Annotated in this window: 18 protein-coding genes; 11 read left to right on the plus strand and 7 right to left on the minus strand. The window is 70.8% G+C overall.

The window, feature by feature from the left end:
• Positions 1–44 precede the first annotated feature (44 nt).
• Positions 45–1,091, plus strand: a complete 1,047-nt coding sequence (locus tag ASC98_RS01655; protein WP_082541803.1) for a septal ring lytic transglycosylase RlpA family protein — start codon at positions 45–47, stop codon at positions 1,089–1,091.
• Positions 1,092–1,099: 8 nt separating this feature from the next.
• On the opposite strand, the gene ASC98_RS01660 is transcribed toward ASC98_RS01655, so the two are convergent.
• The 4 genes from ASC98_RS01660 to ASC98_RS01675 form a co-directional block, all read right to left on the minus strand.
• Complete coding sequence (locus tag ASC98_RS01660; RefSeq protein WP_056804736.1) at positions 1,100–1,909, minus strand: SDR family oxidoreductase; 810 nt, start codon at positions 1,907–1,909, stop codon at positions 1,100–1,102.
• Positions 1,866–2,876, minus strand: a complete 1,011-nt coding sequence (locus ASC98_RS01665) for an FHA domain-containing protein (protein ID WP_056803537.1) — start codon at positions 2,874–2,876, stop codon at positions 1,866–1,868. The genes ASC98_RS01660 and ASC98_RS01665 overlap by 44 nt, the downstream gene beginning before the upstream one ends.
• Entirely contained in the window at positions 2,858–4,207 is a 1,350-nt protein-coding gene (locus tag ASC98_RS01670) for a serine protease (protein WP_056804739.1), read from the minus strand. Before ASC98_RS01670 ends, ASC98_RS01665 begins: the two co-directional genes overlap by 19 nt.
• An 82-nt stretch (positions 4,208–4,289) precedes the next feature.
• On the minus strand, positions 4,290–6,191 hold the full coding sequence (locus tag ASC98_RS01675) for a hypothetical protein (RefSeq protein ID WP_056803540.1): 1,902 nt from the start codon (positions 6,189–6,191) through the stop codon (positions 4,290–4,292).
• 226 nt (positions 6,192–6,417) lie between these two features.
• Here ASC98_RS01675 and ASC98_RS01680 point away from each other — a divergent pair, with 226 nt between their 5' ends.
• From ASC98_RS01680 to ASC98_RS01690, 3 genes are read left to right on the plus strand one after another with little or no spacing between them, the layout of a single operon-like run.
• Positions 6,418–7,452 (plus strand): ABC transporter substrate-binding protein, encoded by a 1,035-nt coding sequence (locus tag ASC98_RS01680; protein ID WP_056803543.1) that lies wholly within the window; start codon positions 6,418–6,420, stop codon positions 7,450–7,452.
• Positions 7,449–8,255: an ABC transporter ATP-binding protein gene (locus tag ASC98_RS01685; protein WP_056803546.1), complete on the plus strand. Its 807-nt coding sequence runs from the start codon at positions 7,449–7,451 to the stop codon at positions 8,253–8,255. The genes ASC98_RS01680 and ASC98_RS01685 overlap by 4 nt, the downstream gene beginning before the upstream one ends.
• A 10-nt stretch (positions 8,256–8,265) precedes the next feature.
• Positions 8,266–9,093 (plus strand): ABC transporter permease, encoded by an 828-nt coding sequence (locus tag ASC98_RS01690; protein WP_056819562.1) that lies wholly within the window; start codon positions 8,266–8,268, stop codon positions 9,091–9,093.
• A 42-nt stretch (positions 9,094–9,135) separates the two neighbouring features.
• Here the strand turns inward: ASC98_RS01690 and ASC98_RS30975 are convergent, their stop codons facing one another.
• Complete coding sequence (locus ASC98_RS30975; protein ID WP_162249258.1) at positions 9,136–9,369, minus strand: hypothetical protein; 234 nt, start codon at positions 9,367–9,369, stop codon at positions 9,136–9,138.
• Here ASC98_RS30975 and ASC98_RS01695 point away from each other — a divergent pair.
• On the plus strand, positions 9,368–9,856 hold the full coding sequence (locus tag ASC98_RS01695) for a peptidylprolyl isomerase (RefSeq protein ID WP_162249259.1): 489 nt from the start codon (positions 9,368–9,370) through the stop codon (positions 9,854–9,856). The two genes, ASC98_RS30975 and ASC98_RS01695, sit on opposite strands and share 2 nt — an antisense overlap.
• Positions 9,857–9,868: 12 nt before the next feature.
• On the opposite strand, the gene ASC98_RS01700 is transcribed toward ASC98_RS01695, so the two are convergent.
• Positions 9,869–11,389 (minus strand): CoA-acylating methylmalonate-semialdehyde dehydrogenase, encoded by a 1,521-nt coding sequence (locus ASC98_RS01700; protein ID WP_056803552.1) that lies wholly within the window; start codon positions 11,387–11,389, stop codon positions 9,869–9,871.
• Between the two features lie 102 nt (positions 11,390–11,491).
• On the opposite strand from ASC98_RS01700, the gene ASC98_RS01705 reads away from it, so the two are divergent.
• The 3 genes from ASC98_RS01705 (at position 11,492) to ASC98_RS01715 (ending at position 14,086) form a co-directional block, all read left to right on the plus strand.
• Positions 11,492–12,484 (plus strand): LysR family transcriptional regulator, encoded by a 993-nt coding sequence (locus ASC98_RS01705; protein ID WP_056803555.1) that lies wholly within the window; start codon positions 11,492–11,494, stop codon positions 12,482–12,484.
• Positions 12,471–12,884 carry a PaaI family thioesterase gene (locus ASC98_RS01710; protein ID WP_056803558.1) on the plus strand — a complete coding sequence of 138 codons (414 nt, stop codon included), beginning with the start codon at positions 12,471–12,473 and terminating at the stop codon, positions 12,882–12,884. The genes ASC98_RS01705 and ASC98_RS01710 overlap by 14 nt, the downstream gene beginning before the upstream one ends.
• A 464-nt stretch (positions 12,885–13,348) precedes the next feature.
• Positions 13,349–14,086, plus strand: coding sequence for a YecA family protein (locus tag ASC98_RS01715; protein ID WP_056803561.1), 738 nt, complete (start codon positions 13,349–13,351; stop codon positions 14,084–14,086).
• Positions 14,087–14,096: 10 nt separating this feature from the next.
• On the opposite strand, the gene ASC98_RS01720 is transcribed toward ASC98_RS01715, so the two are convergent.
• Positions 14,097–15,401 carry an Hsp70 family protein gene (locus tag ASC98_RS01720; RefSeq protein WP_056803565.1) on the minus strand — a complete coding sequence of 435 codons (1,305 nt, stop codon included), beginning with the start codon at positions 15,399–15,401 and terminating at the stop codon, positions 14,097–14,099.
• A gap of 55 nt (positions 15,402–15,456) precedes the next feature.
• On the opposite strand from ASC98_RS01720, the gene ASC98_RS01725 reads away from it, so the two are divergent.
• From ASC98_RS01725 to ASC98_RS01735, 3 genes are all read left to right on the plus strand, one after another.
• Positions 15,457–16,041 (plus strand): RNA polymerase sigma factor, encoded by a 585-nt coding sequence (locus ASC98_RS01725; RefSeq protein ID WP_056803568.1) that lies wholly within the window; start codon positions 15,457–15,459, stop codon positions 16,039–16,041.
• Positions 16,038–16,769, plus strand: a complete 732-nt coding sequence (locus ASC98_RS01730) for an anti-sigma factor domain-containing protein (RefSeq protein ID WP_056803571.1) — start codon at positions 16,038–16,040, stop codon at positions 16,767–16,769. The genes ASC98_RS01725 and ASC98_RS01730 overlap by 4 nt, the downstream gene beginning before the upstream one ends.
• Before the next feature lie 109 nt (positions 16,770–16,878).
• Positions 16,879–17,373, plus strand: a complete 495-nt coding sequence (locus ASC98_RS01735) for a hypothetical protein (RefSeq protein WP_056803574.1) — start codon at positions 16,879–16,881, stop codon at positions 17,371–17,373.
• Positions 17,374–17,383 lie beyond the last annotated feature (10 nt).

Here is a 17,383-nt window from a genome sequence, read left to right on the forward strand (position 1 = left end):
TCTGGTGTTCAATAATCGGCATCCTGTCGGCCAATTGAGGAGAAATGACGAAGTTCGATGCGATCGGTCGCGAGCTGCTCCAGCAGCACAGGCACCACCTCTCGATGCTGTGCGTGGCGGCGTTGCTGGCGGCGTGCGCGTCGGGTCCGTCGAGGTCGCCGTCGCGCGACGGGCCGGAGGCGAAGACGCCGCCCGATCTCGCGCGCGTGCCCGATGCGCAGCCGCAGGTCGAACCGATCCGCCCGGGCGGGCCGAACAAGCCCTACGAGGTGCTCGGCAAGGACTACACGCCGCAGCGCGACGACAGCCCGCTGGCCGAACGCGGCCTCGCGTCGTGGTACGGCCGCAAGTTCCAGGGCAAGCGCACCGCGAGCGGCGAGGTCTACAACATGTACGCGATGACGGCGGCGCACAAGACGATGCCGATCCCGAGCTACGCCCGCGTGCGCAACCCGGCCAACGGGCGCGAGGTGATCGTGCGCGTCAACGACCGCGGCCCGTTCCACCCGGGCCGCGTGATCGACCTGAGCTACACCGCGGCGATGAAGCTCGGCGTGCTCGCCGGCGTCGCGCCGGTCGAGGTCGAGCGCATCACGTTCGAGCAGATCCGCACCGGGTCGTGGCGGCGCGATGGCGGTGCGACCGAGGTGGCGGCGGCACCGGCACCCGCGCCTGCGCCCACGCTACCGCCCGCGCAAGGGTCCACGCCGCTGCCGGTGCTGCTGCCTGCACCGGCGGCGCTGCCGGTGCCGACGCCGGTCGCAAGCGTTGCCTCGGCACCTGCCGAACCGCCTTCCGCCTCGGCGCCCGACGCGCCGATCGACCCGAAGCCCAGCCGCGCCTTCACGACGGCGGCGCAGGGCTTCTGGGTGCAGATCGGTGCGTTCAAGCAGCGCGATGGCGCCGAACAATTCCAGCGCCGGGTGTCCGGCGAGCTCGACTGGCTGGCGCCGCTGCTCGCGGTGTTCAGCGAGCCGTCGATCTTCCGCTTGCAGGCCGGGCCGTACCCGAGCCGCAGCGAGGCGCAGGACGCGGCGGCCCGCATCCGCGATGCGCTGAAGCTGGTGCCGCTGATCGTCGAGCGCCGCTGAACGGGTTGTCAGCGGCCGCCGGTGACGTCGAGCAGCGCGCCCGTCGTGTAGCTGGCCGCGTCGGAGATCAGCCACGCGATCGCGCGGCCCACTTCGTCGGCACTGCCGGCGCGCTGCATCGGCACCTGCGGCGCGAGTTGCTGCACCCGGTCGGGCTGGCCGCCGGACGCATGGATGTCGGTCTCGATGATGCCCGGCCGCACCGCGTTCACCCGGATGCCTTCGGTGGCCACCTCGCGCGCCAGGCCGGTCGTGAAGGTGTCGATCGCCCCTTTCGCGGCGGCATAGTCGACGTACTGACCCGCCCCGCCCAGCCGCGCCGCGGCCGACGACAGGTTGACGATCGCGCCGCCCGGGCCGCCATGGCGCGTCGACAGCCGCTGCACCGTCTCGCGTGCGCACAGGAAGCTGCCGAACACGTTGATCGCGAACATGCGCTGCAGCCGCGCGGCATCGATCTGCTCGACGCGTGCCGCCCGGTCGACGACCCCGGCGTTGTTGACGAGGCCGTGCAGCGGCCCGATCGTGCCGCCGCGCTGCGCGGCGTCGACCTGCGCGAACAGCGCGAGCACCTGGGCCTCGATCGACACGTCGGCCTGCAGCGCGATCGCGCGCCGGCCGAGCGCCACGATGCGGTCGACGACGCCCTGCGCCGCCGCGGCATCGCGGGTGTAGTTCACGACGACGTCGAAGCCCAGCCCGGCGCAGCACAGCGCCGCCGCGGCGCCGATGCCGCGGCTGCCACCGGTCACCAGCACCGTGCGGGCGCCGGTGTCAGTCGTCGTCGCCACCGCCGCCCTCTGCACTGCTGTCGTCATCGCCGGCATCCTCCTTGCGCTTCGCCTTCGCGTCGAGCGTGGCCTGCAGCTCCGCGACGCCCTTCATGAAGCTGGCGGTGTCGACCGGCTTCGCGACGCGCAGCGCCGGCGGGAACAGGTGGCTCATGTAGAGCTCGCTGCCCAGGCGGTCGCCGTTCTGCCAGTTGAACCACAGGCTGAGCGAGGTGCCGACCAGCGCCATCGCGACCGCCGCCTGCCGCACGCGGCGGTGCCGGTAGGGCTCGACCGCCAGCATGTGGAAGTACAGCAGCGTGGCACCCACCGCATAGCCGAGCACGAACTTGAAATCGCTGAGCCACGGCCATGACAGCGAGAACGACAGCAGCTGCGTCGCGCCGCTGATCAGCTCCCAGGCCAGCACCGCGATCAGCGCCACCCGAAGGTGCCAGCCGAAATGCCCCTGGCGCGTGAACAGCTTGGACAGCAGCGTCCACACGCCGCACCAGCCGAGCAGGCCGACGATGGCCGAGATGGCGCCGCTGCCGAGCGCGCGCACGAAGCCGTCGGGGTCGGTGTCGAGGTAGGTGTTGAACACCTCCATCGCGCCGACCAGCAGCACCAGCAGCGCGAGCAGCGGCAGGCCTTGCGCCAGCGGACGCGTCGGGTCCAGCCGCAGCTCGGGCGCGAGCGCGTGCTCGGCCAGCCGCAGCCGCAGGTGCACGCGGCCGATCGCGATCGCGAGCGGCACGTCGCCGACCGCACCGCGCCCGCCAGCGCCCACCTGCTGCGTGCCGAGCAGCGCGCCGTTGATCGTCTCGCCCACCTGCACGAACGCGCCGGACTCGTCGCGGTCGATCACCAGGTGGTACGGCGCGACGTGCGGGTCGTCGAGCACCAGGTCGTTGTCGAGCGCGCGCCCGACCCGCAGCGGCCACTGCGGCACCGCCACGCCGTGGCGCGGCGTGCCGTCGCGTTCCAGCACTTCGATCAGCGCGACCGCACCCATGCGTAGGCCTCCAGGTAATGCTGTGCGAGTTTCATCGCGTTCGGGTAGCTGACGGCCTGCGCGTCGAAGCGGCCCTGCACGCCGGACTTCGGCTCGTCGAGCGTCGCGACGAGCACCGAGACGTCGTACAGCTTCGGCAGCTTCTTGTAGGCGCGCAGGCAGACCACCGCGCGCAGCGGCAGGCCGTCGCGGTCGATGAAGTCTTCGTGGCACTGCGGACGCGTCTGCTGGTCGGGGCGGCGGCGGTCGAAGTGCTCGTTGCGGAAGCTCTGTGCATAGCGCGCCGAGAAGCGCAGCGTGCCGAGCTTGCGGCCGTCGTAGCTCTCGTGGCGCACCGAGATCGCGCCGGTCGTGAACTCGCCCATGAAGATGCGGGTGTCCATCACGCAATCGGAGCGCTCGAAATCGAGCCCGCCGGTGCGCGACGGCTCGCTGCTGCCCCAGCAGCGCATGAAGCGGTCGGGCGGCACCGGCACCTGGTAGCGCGGGTGCGTCGCGAGTTTCCAGCCCTGCGCGATGAAGCGGTCGGTCAGCAGCTGCTGGTGCCCCATCATCTGCTCGGTGAGCACCGGCCAGGCCGGCAGCGCGAGCGGCGCGGCGTCGCGCCCGCGTGCCAGCAGCGCGCTCGCGAAAGCGCCCGGCACCAGGAAGCTGACCTGCTCGCCGTCGACGCGCCGCGCGACGTTGACGCCGATCACGCGGCCCTCCTGGTCGAGCGCGGGGCCGCCGCTCATGCCGCCGCTCAGCGAGCCGGCGAAGAAGATCTGCGGGTAGAACGAGCGCTCGACCAGCCCGTTGTAGTTGCCTTCGATCACCGCGAAGCCGACGTCCAGCGGGTTGCCGAGCGAGTACATGCGCTCGCCCTGCGCGAGCTTCTGGGCTTCGGGCCGGAACGGCAGCGCATCGAACGAGGCGGCGGCCTTCGGGTCGGACAGCTTCAGCAGCGCCAGGTCGTGCAGCACGTCGAGCATCAGGATCTTGACCGGCGCCTCGCGGCCGTCGGCGGTGACCGACACCAGGTCGTGGCGCTCGGGCTGCAATGCGGCCTCGGCGACGACATGGAAGTTGGTGATCATGTGTCCCTGGGCGGACACCATGAAGCCGGAGCCGACCGAGGTCTGGCTCGCCTGGCCCTTCAGCACGGTGCGGATCTGCACCAGCTGCGAGCGGGCTTGCTCGTAGACCTTGCGGGCCGACAGCGACACCGGTGCGGACGCCGGGGGGTCGGGCGGAACGGGTTTCTGGGGCGCGGCCTGCGCGATCGCGCTGCCGGACGCGGCCAGCCACAGCGCGCAGACGAGGACCGGCAGCCCGGTGCGGAAGGATCTCATCGAAATCATTCTACGGGGCGGGATGGCGACCCCTCGCCCGGCCCGCCTCTTCGCTCGGGCCGCCTCTTCTACGACCGATGTGTCAGTGGCATTCGGTCGTGCCCGGCGGGCACGCGATCGCGTTGCTCTGCAGGTCCAGCCCGTCGCCGGTGCGGCCGTACAGCGCGAGCATCTTGTAGCCCGTCGCCGCCAGCGCGCTGCCGCCGTTGGCGACCGCGATGGCTGCCGAGGTGGCACCCGGGCGCAGCCGGAAGTCGGCGATCCGGCCGCTGCCGCCCTGGCCGCATTGCGAGCGGTCGCTGCAGACGGAGCCGCTGTCGAGCCCGAGCGTGCCGTGGGCGAAGGTCCACGCCAGGTTCAGCGTGGTGCCGGCGTTCGCGTCGAGCGCGAGGTCGAGCAGGGCCTGCCGGGCGGTGCCCGTCAGGTCGGTCCACGGCAGGCTCGGCATCGCGGCCCAGACCGGCGGCACGCCTTCGACGTCGACCTCGAAGCTGCTGCGCCCCGAGACCGCGAACGGCAGGCTGCAGGCATCGTCGCTGAAGGTGTTGACGGTGACGGTGCGGCCGCCGCGGAAGAAGTTGCGCACGACCACGTCGCCGGCATCGCCGTCCGGCAGCGCGACCCAGGTGTCGTCGGCACTGCGCAACGCGCCGTTCGCCGGATCCAGGCTGCGCTCGTTGCTGAACCCGTTCTGCTGCCACAGCGACAGCCGCGGCACGCCGGCACCGAAGCGCTTGTAGTACGCGATGGTCACGAGCGCCTGGTCGGCGTTGCGCTGCACCACCTGCGCGCACTGCAGGCCGCTGACGGCCTGGATGTCGAACGCGATCGCGCGCGAGTAGCTGGCGACGGGCGTGTCGCCGTCGATGCGCACGTCGCGCTGCGCCTTCGCCGAGGCATGCAGTTGCACCGGGTCGACATCGCCGAGGAACTTCCACGCGCCGCTCTCGCGCGTGACGCCCATGCCGCTGCCCACCGGCTGCACGCCGCCGTCCCGGTCCTGCAGCACGAAGCTGACGCGGCACACCGGCTGCGCGCCGTCGAGGTCGCAGCGGCCGAGCGTCGGGCTCAGCAGCCGCGAGCCGAACATGTCCTGCGACGCGAACATCCCGCACAGGCCGGCGGCGACCGCGCTCGCGCCGCTCAGCGGCGCGCCGTCGTCGGTGCTCATGCGCGCGCCGCTCGCGAGCTGCGACGCGAGGCCGCTGCTGCACGCGCCCGCGCCGGCCATCGCCTGCGTCATGTTGGCGAACAGCGTCTCCAGCCCGCCGAGCGACAGCTCGCCGGCGCCGTTGGCCACGGTCACTGCGCCGACCGTCGAGCCCTGCTCGAGGTACAGGTTGCCGCTGCCCAGGCGCGGCGTGATCTGCACGAAGGCCTTGTCGTCGACGCCGGTGGTCACGCCGACGGCGTCGAGCACCTTGTCGTAGCCGCTGCGCGAGCCGGCCGACAGCGCGCCGGTGATGAAGTCGAAATCGGCCGCGACGTTGCCGCTCAGCACGCCCGACAGGCCAGCCCGCAGCTGCGCCTGCGCGCCGGCGACGGCGCCCGCGTCGAGCACGCTGCTGCTGCCCGCCATCAGGTCGGCCGGCGACTGGCCGGCCGCCAGCAGCACGGTGGCGCTGGTCAGCGGCGTCACCTGCGCGGTGCCGGGGCCTTGCACGACCGAGTACAGGCATTGGTAGTTCGCACCCGCATAGCCGCAGGCCTCGATGCGGAACGGCGCCTTGCCGGTCAGCGCGGGCACCGTGAAGCTGCCGTCGGCGCCGACCGCGATGTCGTGCGCGACCAGCACGCCGTCGGCGTCCAGGATGCGCAGCGTGCCACCGGTGATCGGCGCGCCGACCGCGACCGAGCCGCTGAGCTGCGTGGTCGGCGTGGTCGATGCCGGCGCGGCGTTCTGCGACGACGGCGAGCCGCCGCAGGCGGCCAGCGCGAGCACGGCCAGGACGGAGAGGGTGAAACGGTGGGATCCGAGGTTCATGGCGCTCCTTCGCGACCGGCAAGATGGCAAGAACGCACGGTGCCGTCCCGGAAGCGATTTCCGGCGGCCCGTGGTGACCCGTCTTCGGCGCGGCCACGGCGCGCTTGAGTCGGGGTCTCCCGCCCGAACGTGACTTCGTGACGTGCCGGCGCCTACGCAGCAACCCTCACGGGCCGGATGGGCATCGGGGCTAAAGTCGGCGGTTCCTCGGATCCGGATTCGCACCATGCAACGTCGTGACATCCTCCTGCGCAGCGCCGCCGCCGGCGCGGTGGCCGCCTTTCCCGCCTTGCTGCATGCACAGGCGCTCGACAAGCCGAAGCTGACGGTCGCGGTCGGCGGCAAGAACCTGCTGTACTACCTGCCGCTGACGATCGCCGAGAGCCTCGGCTACTTCAAGGCCGAGGGGCTCGAGGTGACGATCGTCGACTTCGCCGGCGGTTCGCGCGCGCTGCAGGCGGTGGTCGGCGGCAGCGCCGACGTGGTGTCCGGCGCGTTCGAGCACACGCTGAACATGCAGGTCAAGGGCCAGCGCATGCGCGCGTTCGCGCTGCAGGGCCGGGCGCCGCAGATCGTGCTGGGCGTCAACCCGAAGACGATGCCGGCCTTCAAGGGCATCGCCGACCTGAAGGGCAAGAAGATCGGCGTCACCGCACCGGGTTCGTCGACCAACGTGCTCGCGAACTTCGTGCTCGCGAAGGCCGGGCTGAAGCCGAGCGACGTGTCGATCATCGGCGTGGGCGCCGGCAGCGGCGCGGTCGCGGCGATGCGCTCCGGCCAGATCGACGCGATGAGCAACCTCGACCCGGTGATCACGCTGCTGCAGCGCAGCGGCGACCTGAAGATCGTCTCCGACACCCGCATCGTCGCCGAAGCCGACAAGGTGTTCGGCGGGCCGATGCCGGCCGGCTGCCTGTACGCGCCGCAGACCTTCATCGACAAGAACCCGCTGGCGACGCAGGCGCTCGCGAATGCGCTGGTGCGGGCCGACAAGTGGATCCAGGCCGCCGGCCCGGGCGAGATCATCAAGGCGGTGCCGGAAAGCTACCTGCTCGGCGACCGCGCCGTCTACATCGACGCCTTCCTGGCGGCCAAGGGCGCGTTGTCGGTCGATGGGCTGATGCCGGAGGCCGGCCCCGAGACCGCGCGCCGCGCACTCGCGAGCGTCGACCCCGAGATCGCCGCGGCGAAGCTGGACCTGTCGGCCGTCTACACGAACGACTTCGTGAAGAAGGCCAACGCGAAGTACCCGAAGGCATGACCGCGGACCGAGCGCTGCAGTTCGACGGCGTCAGCTGCACCTTCATCTCGCGCGACGACCCGGGCCAGCGCTACACCGCGGTGCGCGATGTCTCGCTGACCGTCGGCGCCGGCGAGTTCGTCTCGGTGGTCGGGCCGACCGGCTGCGGCAAGAGCACGCTGCTCAACATGGCGGCCGGGCTGCTGACGCCGAGCAGCGGCACCGTCAGCGTGTTCGGGCAGCCGCTCGCCGGGCTGAACTCGAAGGCCGGCTACATGTTCCAGGCGGAAAGCCTGATGCCGTGGCGCACAGCGCTCGGCAACGTGATGGCCGGGCTGGAGTTCCGCGGCGTCGCCGACGCGAAGGCGCAGGCCGGCGACTGGCTGCGCCGCGTTGGCCTGGGCGGCTTCGGCGACCGCTACCCGCACCAGCTGTCGGGTGGCATGCGCAAGCGCGTGAGCCTGGCGCAGACGCTGGCGCTCGACCCCGACATCATCCTGATGGACGAGCCGTTCTCGGCGCTCGACGTCCAGACCCGGCAGTTGATGGAGAACGAGGTGCTGGCCTTGTGGGCCGCGAAGAAGAAGGCGGTGCTGTTCATCACGCACGACCTCGACGAGGCGATCGCGATGAGCGACCGCGTGGTCTGCCTGAGCGCCGGCCCGGGCTCGCACCCGATCGGCGAATTCCGCATCGACCTCGAGCGCCCGCGCGACGTGGCCGAGGTGCGGGCGACGCCGCGCTTCGTCGAGCTGCACCAGGCGATCTGGTCGGTGCTGCGCGACGAGGTGGTCAAGGGCTACCAGCAGCAACTCGCGGCCTGACGTGACGACCATGTGGAAATTCATCAAGCCGCGTCCCGGCAACCTGCGCGTCTGGCAGCTCGGGCTGCTGGTCGCGATCTTCGCGTCGTGGCACCTGCTGACCGCGCCCGGGTTGATCCGCCCGTTCCTGTTCGACAACGACCGGCAGGCGGCGTTCTTCTTCGGCGAGCCGCTGAAGATCTTCGGCCGCGTGTGGGCCTGGTTCGTGACCGGCGCCGACATCTACCACCACCTGTGGATCACGCTGCAGGAGACGGTGCTCGCGTTCGGCATCGGCACCGCGATGGGGCTGGGTTGCGGGCTGTGGCTCGCGCTGAGCCCGATGGCGGCGGCGATCTGCGAGCCCTACATCAAGGCGCTGAACTCGATGCCGCGGGTGATCCTCGCGCCGATCTTCGCGGTGTGGTTCGGGCTCGGTGTCGCGAGCAAGGTGGCGCTGGGCATCACGCTGGTGTTCTTCATCGTGTTCTTCAACGTCTACCAGGGCGTGAAGGAGGTGAGCCCGGTGGTGCTCGCGAACGCGCGCATGCTGGGCGCGAGCCGGCGCCAGCTGCTGCGGCACGTGTACCTGCCGAGCGCGACCAGCTGGGTGTTCAGCTCGCTGCACACCAGCGTCGGCCTGGCCTTCGTCGGCGCGGTGGTCGGCGAGTACCTCGGCTCGGCCGAGGGCGTCGGCTACCTGATCCTGCAGGCCGAGGGCTCGTTCGACATCAACACCGTGATGGCCGGCATCCTGGTGCTGACGGCCTTCGCGCTGCTGCTGGACGCCGCGGTGGGCTGGGGCGAGCGGCGGCTGATGAAATGGCAGCCGAAGAGCGGGGAAACCGAGAAACTCTGAGCGGGGCAGCGGGCGGCGAAGTCGCCGACAATGCGGCCTTCGTCAAATCAGCGGCCTGTTCCGTTCCAGCCCCATGTCGACATCACGCCTGATTCCGTTGTTCGCGATGGTTGCCCTGACCGCCTGCGGCGGCGGGGGCAGCGACGCTCCCTCGTACCCGCCCGCGCCGACCTTTCCGCCCGCGCCGGTTTCGATCCCGGCCGCGCCGGCAACCAGCTGCAGCGATGCCGGCAAGGCGGCCGCCGCCGCCAGCACGGCCACCAACACCGTCTGCATGCTCACCACGCATGGCGAGATCGTGCTGGAGCTGTACGCCGACAAGGCGCCGATCACTGTCGAGAACTTCCTGAAGTACGCGGCGGCCAAGCGCTACGACAACACGCTGCTGCACCGCGTCGTCAAGGGCTTCGTCGTGCAGGGCGGCGGCTACGACGCCAACTGGAAGCACATCGCGACCTACGCCCCGATCGCGCTCGAGAGCGACAAGGGCCTGAGCAACGTGCGCGGCACGATCGCGATGGCCCGCACCAGCGACGTCAACACGACGACCGCCACCAGCGAGTTCTTCTTCAACGTCGCCGACAACCACGCCTGCCTGGACATCCACCCGACCGGTGCCAACTGCGACCAGAACGGCTATGCGGTGTTCGGCAAGGTCATCGCGGGGCTCGACACCCTCGACAAGATCACCGAGCTGAAGGTCGACTACTTCGCCGCCCCGACCGTGCCCACCGCGACCTTCTGGGTCCAGCAGCTCAAGTAGCCGCGCAGGCGCTCATTTGGCCGTCGGCATCACGAATTCCGCGCCGCGCGCGATGCTCGACGGCCAGCGCTGCATCACGCTCTTCTGCTTCGTGTAGAAGCGCACGCCCTCTTCGCCGTAGGCGTGCATGTCGCCGAACAGGCTTTTCTTCCAGCCGCCGAAGCCATGCCAGGCCATCGGCACCGGGATCGGCACGTTGATGCCGACCATGCCGACCTGCACGCGCCGCGCGAATTCGCGCGCGACGTTGCCGTCGCTGGTGAAGCAGGCGACGCCGTTGCCGAACTCGTGCGCATTGACGAGGTCGAGCGCGGCCGCGAAATCGGGCACCCGCACGACCGCCAGCACCGGGCCGAAGATCTCCTCGCGGTAGATGCGCATCTGCGGCGTCACGTGGTCGAACAGCGTGCCGCCGATCCAGAATCCGCCGTCATGCCCGGGCACGCGCAAGCCCCGGCCGTCGACCACCAGCGTCGCGCCTTCCTGCACGCCGACGTCGATGTAGCCGGCGATGCGCTCGAGCGCCTGCGCGGTGACGATCGGGCCCATCTCGGCATCGAGCTCCATGCCGTTCTTCACCTTCAGCGTCTTCGCGCGCGCGGCCACCGCATCAACCAGCCGGTCGGCGATGTCGCCCACCACCACCGCGACGCTGATCGCCATGCAGCGTTCGCCAGCCGAGCCGTAGCCGGCGCCGATCAGCGCGTCGACCGCCTGGTCGAGGTCGGCATCGGGCATCACCACCATGTGGTTCTTCGCGCCGCCCAGCGCCTGCACCCGCTTGCCGTGGTGCGCGCCGGTCTCGTAGATGTATTGCGCGATCGGGGTCGAGCCGACGAAGCTGACGGCCTTCACGTCGGGGTGCGTCAACAGCGCGTCGACGACCACCTTGTCGCCCTGCACGACGTTGAACACGCCGTCCGGCAGCCCGGCCTCTTTCAGCAGCCCGGCCATGAACAGCGATGCCGACGGGTCGCGCTCGCTCGGCTTCAGGATGAAGCTGTTGCCGGCGGCGATCGCCACCGGGAACATCCAGCAGGGCACCATGCATGGGAAGTTGAACGGCGTGATGCCGGCCACCACGCCCAGCGGCTGGCGCAGCGTCCAGTTGTCGATGCCGGTCGAGACCTGGTCGGTGAAGTCGCCCTTCAGCAGCTGCGGGATGCCGCAGGCGAATTCGACGATGTCGATGCCGCGCGAGACCTCGCCCTGCGCGTCGGTGAACACCTTGCCGTGCTCGGCGGTGATCATCGCGGCCAGCGTGTCGCGGTGCCGGTTCATCAACTCCAGGAACTTGAACATCACGCGCGCGCGGCGGATCGGCGGCGTCTGCGCCCAGCCGTCGAACGCGGTCTGTGCGGAGGCCACCGCGGCGTTCACCTCGTCGACGCTGCCGAGCGCGACCTGGCGCGCGACCGCGCCGGTCGCCGGGTTGTAGACCGCTTGGCGGCGCCCGCTGCGGCTCGCGACCGGCGCGCCCTGGATGAAATGGCCAACCTCGGCGGTGGCGGTGAACGGTTCGTGGGCGCCCATGGCGTGGTCTCCTGAAACGGTGGGGGTGCGAATCCAGTCTAGGAGTCGAGCCGCCACTTGCCAATGCGATCACGGTGACTTCATTGTTCGATAATCTGAACAATGACGACCACAGACCAACGCATCGACCTGCTCTGGCCGCAGGTGCACACGCTGACGCTGCTGGGCCAGCTGGCCAGCTTCACGCAAGTGGCGCAGCGGCTCGGGCTGTCGAAGGCGGCGGTCAGCCAGCGCATCACCGAGCTGGAGCGGGCCGTCGGCCAGCCGCTGGTGCAGCGCACCACCCGTTCGGTGCGGCTGACCGATGCCGGCCGGCGGCTGGTCGAGCAGACCGGCGAGGCCTTCGAGCTGATCGCGCGCAGCGTCGTCGAGGCGCGCGACCAGGCGGCGCAGCCGCGCGGGCTGGTGCGCATCACCGCGCCGGTCGCGCTCGGGCGGCAGCATGTGGCGCCGCACCTCGAGGCCTTCGTGCGGGCGCACCCCGACATCCGCGTCGAGCTCGACCTGTCGGACCGCCTCGTTACGCTGGCGCACGAGGGCTTCGACCTGGCGGTGCGGCACACCAGTGCGCCGCCGGAGAACCACGTGGCCTGGAAGCTCTGCGCGTCGCGCGCGCTGCTGGTGGCGAACCGCGCCTACCTGAAACGGCAGGGCACGCCCAAGGCACCGGCCGACCTGGCCGCCCATGCCTGCCTGACCTACCTGCGACCGGGCCCGGCGGTGTGGCAGTTCGAGCGCCATGCGCAGGCGGGCGAGCCGCAGCGGGAGAGCGTCGTCGCGCAAGGGCCGCTGCGGGCCGGCAACAGCGAGGTGCTGCGTGACGCGGCGCTGGCCGGGCTCGGCATCGCGCTGCTGCCCGATTTCAGCGCGGCGGCGGCGCTGCGCGCCGGCAAGCTGCGCGAGGTGCTGCCCGACTGGCGGCCGGTCGGCTTCTTCGGCGATGCGGTCTATGCGATGCGGCCGTGGAGCCCGGGCACGCCGAAGGCGGTGCAGGCGGTGGTGGCGCACCTGCGCGCGGCGCTGGCCGGCGGTTTCGGCGAAGCCTCGCTACAGTCGTCTTCTGACGAACCGGAGGGACACCATGCTGCGCGCTGACATCACCATCGAAGGATTCCACGAACGCCAGGCGGGCTTCGCGCCCGACCGCTTCGGCGTGCAGATCACGGCCCTCGCCGAGGGGCACCTCGATTCGCAGATGCAGGTGCAGCCGTGGATGCTGGCGCCGAACGGCTTCCTGCACGCCGCCAGCGTGATCATGCTGGCCGACACCAGCGCCGGCTACGCGACCATCGCGCACCTGCCCGAAGGGGCGAAGAACTTCACGACCATCGAGCTGAAGAGCAACTTCTTCAGCACCGCGAAAGAAGGCCTGCTGCGCTGCGAGGCTCGCGCCGACCACCTCGGCCGCTCGACCCAGGTCTGGTCCGCCACCGTCTTCAGCCCCCAAGGCAAGAAGATGGCCTTGTTCCGCTGCACGCAAATCATCCTTGTGTGACGACTCGAGAGAACAGAGCGAGCGAAGCAAAGCGACGGCCCAGCGGCCACCGCGGAACCGGCTCCGCCGGGCCGCTGGTGGCGCCCCCTTGAGGGGGAGGCGCGCCAGCGCCTCGGGGGTGGGTCACATCCAATAAAAAAAAGCCCACCCTGTGAGGGGTGGGCTGGAAGTCCTCAAGAGAGAGGACGTCGTTGGGATCGTTGCCGTCGGGTGACAGCCTGCAGCGACTATAGAAGGGGGGGAATCGTTTGGGCCATCCCCAAAACGGGGGAAACGTTTTCACGTCACTTGTGGCACAGGCGACCGATGGGCGCGTCGAAGCAGGCCGCAAAGCCAGCAACGGCGCGGCTTTGCGGTGATTGACGGATGTCGGTGCATGCCGGTCCTCGTTCAACAGGGCGTCCGAAACGATTTCAATATTTCGCCCGAAAGTTCGCATGCAATTTCCTGCGTTCGCATCGCGAATGACACTGTGGCGCGACGTTCACACCGCGCAGCGCGACAATCCGGTGATGCACCCGCCTTCCCACCGCCGTCCACCCGCGCGCACGCATGCGCCCGCCGCTGCGTTGAACGAATCCGAGATCGACGAACTGCAGGCGCGCCTCGACGCGGTGCCGGCGCCGCTCGATCCACTGGACGCCAGCATGGTCGACGGCTTCCTGTGCGGCGTGCTGGTGCAGCCGGTGCGGGTGCCGGCGCAGCGCTGGCTGCCGCTGCTGACCGATGTCGACGGGCGCGCATTGCCGGCGAACTTCGACGCTCGCCGCCTGCATGAGCTGGCGCAACGCCGCCATGCCGAACTGAACGATGCGATCGCGCGCCGCCAGTGGTTCGACCCGTGGGTGTTCGAACTCGACGATGGGGCGGACGAAGACGATGCCAGCATCGAGGCGGTGCTGCCCTGGGTGGCCGGCTTCGCGACCGCGATGGAGGCCTTTCCCGAGCTGATGAACGGCGACGCGCAGGCGCTGACCGAGCCGCTTGCGCTGCTGTACCGCCACCTCGACCCCGAGGACCTGGAAGACGCCGACGACCTGCTCGAAGAGATCGAATCGCTGGAACCGCCGGCCGACCTGAGCGAGGCGGTCGAAGGGCTGGTGCGCGCGACGCTGTTGCTGGCCGACGTCGGCCGGCCACTGCCGCCGCAGCAGCCGGCGCCCCGGTCGCAGCAGCGGCCGCCGCACCGCCCGCGGCGCTGAGCCTTTCGCGTCAGCCGCGCTCGAACCAGCGCTTCGCGTGCAGCCCGAGACCGGTCGCGACGCTCGCGAACCGGTCGCCGCGCACCGCGCGCGCCTGCGGGAACTCCGCGGCGATCTGCTGGGCCAGCAGCCGCAGCCCGGTCGAGCCGCCGGTGAAGTACAGCGCGTCGACCTGTTCCGGCCGCAGCCCGGCCTGCTGCACGGTCTCGCGCGCGGCACCGACGATGCGCGCGATGTCGCCCTCGATCGCCTGCACCGCCTCGCGCTCGGTCAGCAGCACCTCCAGCCGCCGCTCGACGTGCGACAGGTCGATGGTGGTGTCGCCGCCCTCGGCGACGCTGATCTTCGCGGCCTCGGCGCGCGACGCCAGCTCGTGGCCGAGCCGCTCGGTCACCACCGTCATCAGCCGCTGGTGGTGCAGCGGGTTGCCGTAGAAGCCCCGCATGCTGCGCAGCTCGGCGACCCGCTGCGGGCTGTAGACCGAGTTGATCAGGTGCCAGGTCGCGAGGTCGAAGTAGACGCCGGTCGGCACCTCGCGCGCCGGCGCGCCGGCCACGCTCGGCCCGAGCGCGCCGTAGCCGAACTCGCGCAGGATGCTGGCCAGTTCGACGCGGCGGTCGAAGTCGGTGCCGGCGATGTGCACGCCGTGGTTGGCGAGGATGTCGTCCTTGCGCTCCAGCCGCGGCGCGCGCTCGGGACCGACGCGCACCAGCGAGAAGTCCGAGGTGCCGCCGCCGATGTCGGCCACCAGCACCAGCTGCTCGCGGTCGATGCCGCTCTCGAAGTCGAAGGCCGCGGCGATCGGCTCGTACTGGAAATGCACCTCGTCGAAGCCGACCATCGCGGCGGCCGAGGCCAGCGTGGCCTGCGCCTGCGCGTCGCGCACCGGGTCGTCGTCGACGAAGAACACCGGCCGGCCGAGCACCGCGCGGTGGATCGGCGACTGCGCCTCGGTCTCGGCCAGCGTCTTCAGGTGCTTCAGGTAGCCGGCGATGATGTCGAGGTACTTGACGCCGCGCCCGCCACCGACGTCGGTGGTCTGGTCGGCCAGGCTGCTGCCGAGGATGCTCTTCATCGAGCGCATCAACCGGCCGTCGAGCCCGTCGACGTAGGCGGCCAGCGCCGCGCGGCCGAACGCCCGCGGCGGACCGTTGGTCTCGGCGCCGTCGACGAAATAGAACACGGCGGTCGGCATCGTGCGCTGGCCGGGTTCGAGCTCGACCAGGCGCATCGCGCCGCCGGCGCTGGGGGGCGATCCATCGGGAATCGCGATGGCCGAGTTGGACGTGCCGAAATCGATGGCGCAATACATCATGGCGGCGGGGTCACAACGGATGGGGGGCGCGGATTGTAGGGCACACTGCCGCGCGATGAGCCCGACGAGCGCCCCGCCCCCCGACCTGTCCGCGCTGCTGGCCCGCATCGCGCTGCGCGAGCGAGCGGCCTTCGAGCCGCTGTACCGCGCCACCTGCGCGCACCTGCTGGGCGTCGCCTACCGCGTGCTGAACGACCGGGACCGCGCCGAAGACGTGCTGCAGGAGGCGTTCATCAACGTCTGGCACAACGCCGCCGGCTACCGGCCGGATGTGGCGGCGCCGATGACCTGGTTGATCAACATCGTGCGCAACAAGGCGATCGATGCATTGCGCTCCGGCAAGACCGAACGCGCCTCGACCGTCGCGCTCGACGACGACGCGATGGCGGTGGCCGGCGATCCGGCGCTGGAGCCGCAGCGGCTGCTGGACGACGGGCTGACGAAGGCCCGCATCGACGGCTGCATGGCGGCGCTGAACGCCTCGCAGCGGCAGGCGCTGGCGCTCGCGTACTACCGCGGCATGGTGCACACCGACATCGCGCTGGCGCTGAACGCGCCGGTCGGCACCGCGAAGGCCTGGGTGCGGCGCGGCCTGGACAAGCTGAAGGATTGCCTCGGCGCGGCGGGGGTGGGCGCATGAACTACCTGCAGCCCGAACGCCTGGACCGGCTGGCGCGCGAGTACGTGCTGGGCACGCTGACCGGCGGCGCGCGGCGCCGCTTCGAGCGCGTGCTGGCGGCCAGCCCGGCGGCGTCGCTCGCGGTCGGCGCGTGGCAGCAGCGCTTCTCGGTGCTCGCGGCCAGCGTGCCGCCGATGCAGCCGCGCGAGGCCGCCTGGCAAGGGCTCGAGCGCCGGCTGTTCCCGGCGGCGTCCGGCAAGGCGCCCGGCTTCGGTGCCTGGCTGGCCAGCATGCTGTCCGCGCGCTCGCTTGGCGGGGCGCTGGCCGGCGTGCTGCTGTGCCTGGCGGTGCTGCGGCTGCAGCCGGGGCTGATCGGCCTGCAGCCGCCGTCGGAGGCGCTGCCGCAAAGCTATGTCGGCCTGCTCAGCGATACCGAAGGCCGCCCGGCGGTGCTCGCGAGTTCGCTGCGCCATGGCCGGCAGCTCAGCGTGAAGCTGCTGCAGCCGGTCGCGGTGCCGGCCGGCCGCGTCGCGCAGCTGTGGGCGCTGCCACGCGACGGCAGCGCGCCGTTCCCGGTCGGCGTCGTGCCCGACCACGGCAGCGGCGTGGTGGCGCTCGCCGACAGCTCCGAGACGCTGTTCTTCAACGTGACACGGCTCGCGGTCAGCCTGGAGGCGGCGCCGGCGCAGGCCGGTGCGGCCCCGTCGGCACCGTTCGTGCTGATCGGACCGTGCGTGAAGCTCTGGTAGCAATTTCTTTCAATCGCGGATGCGTCCGTCGGCGCCTCCCGACCCGTAAGTGCCCGCAAGACATCGACGATGGTGTCTGCCAACCCACCGCTCAAAGGACCTGACGATCATGAACACCGCATTCGCCCGCTTGCTGACCCTTTCGACCCTCGCGCTCGCGCTGGGCAGCGCCTTTGCCGCCGACAGCGCGCCGCCGGCCCCGACGCCGGCCGCCGCGGCCGCTGACAAGCTCGGTGCCGCGCGCGCACAGATTGCCGCGAAGAACTGGAGCGGCGCGATCGACGAGCTGAAGAAGGTCAACGACACCGGCAGCGCCGACTGGAACAACCTGATGGGCTACAGCCTGCGCAAGGCGAAGACGCCGGACCTGGCCGGCTCGGAGAAGTTCTACAACGACGCGCTGCGCATCGACCCGAAGCACAAGGGCACGCTGGAGTACTCCGGCGAGCTGGCGCTGATGAAGGGCGACCTGCCGACCGCCGAGCAGCGCCTCGCGTCGCTGAACAAGGTGTGCGGCGCCGGCTGCGACGAGACGGTCGAGCTGAAGAAGGCGATCGAGCGCTACAAGGCGGCGGGCAACAAGTTCGTTGCCAGCAGCTGGTAAGGCGTCGACG

This window comes from Rhizobacter sp. Root1238 (assembly GCF_001425825.1).
GTDB lineage: Bacteria > Pseudomonadota > Gammaproteobacteria > Burkholderiales > Burkholderiaceae_C > Rhizobacter.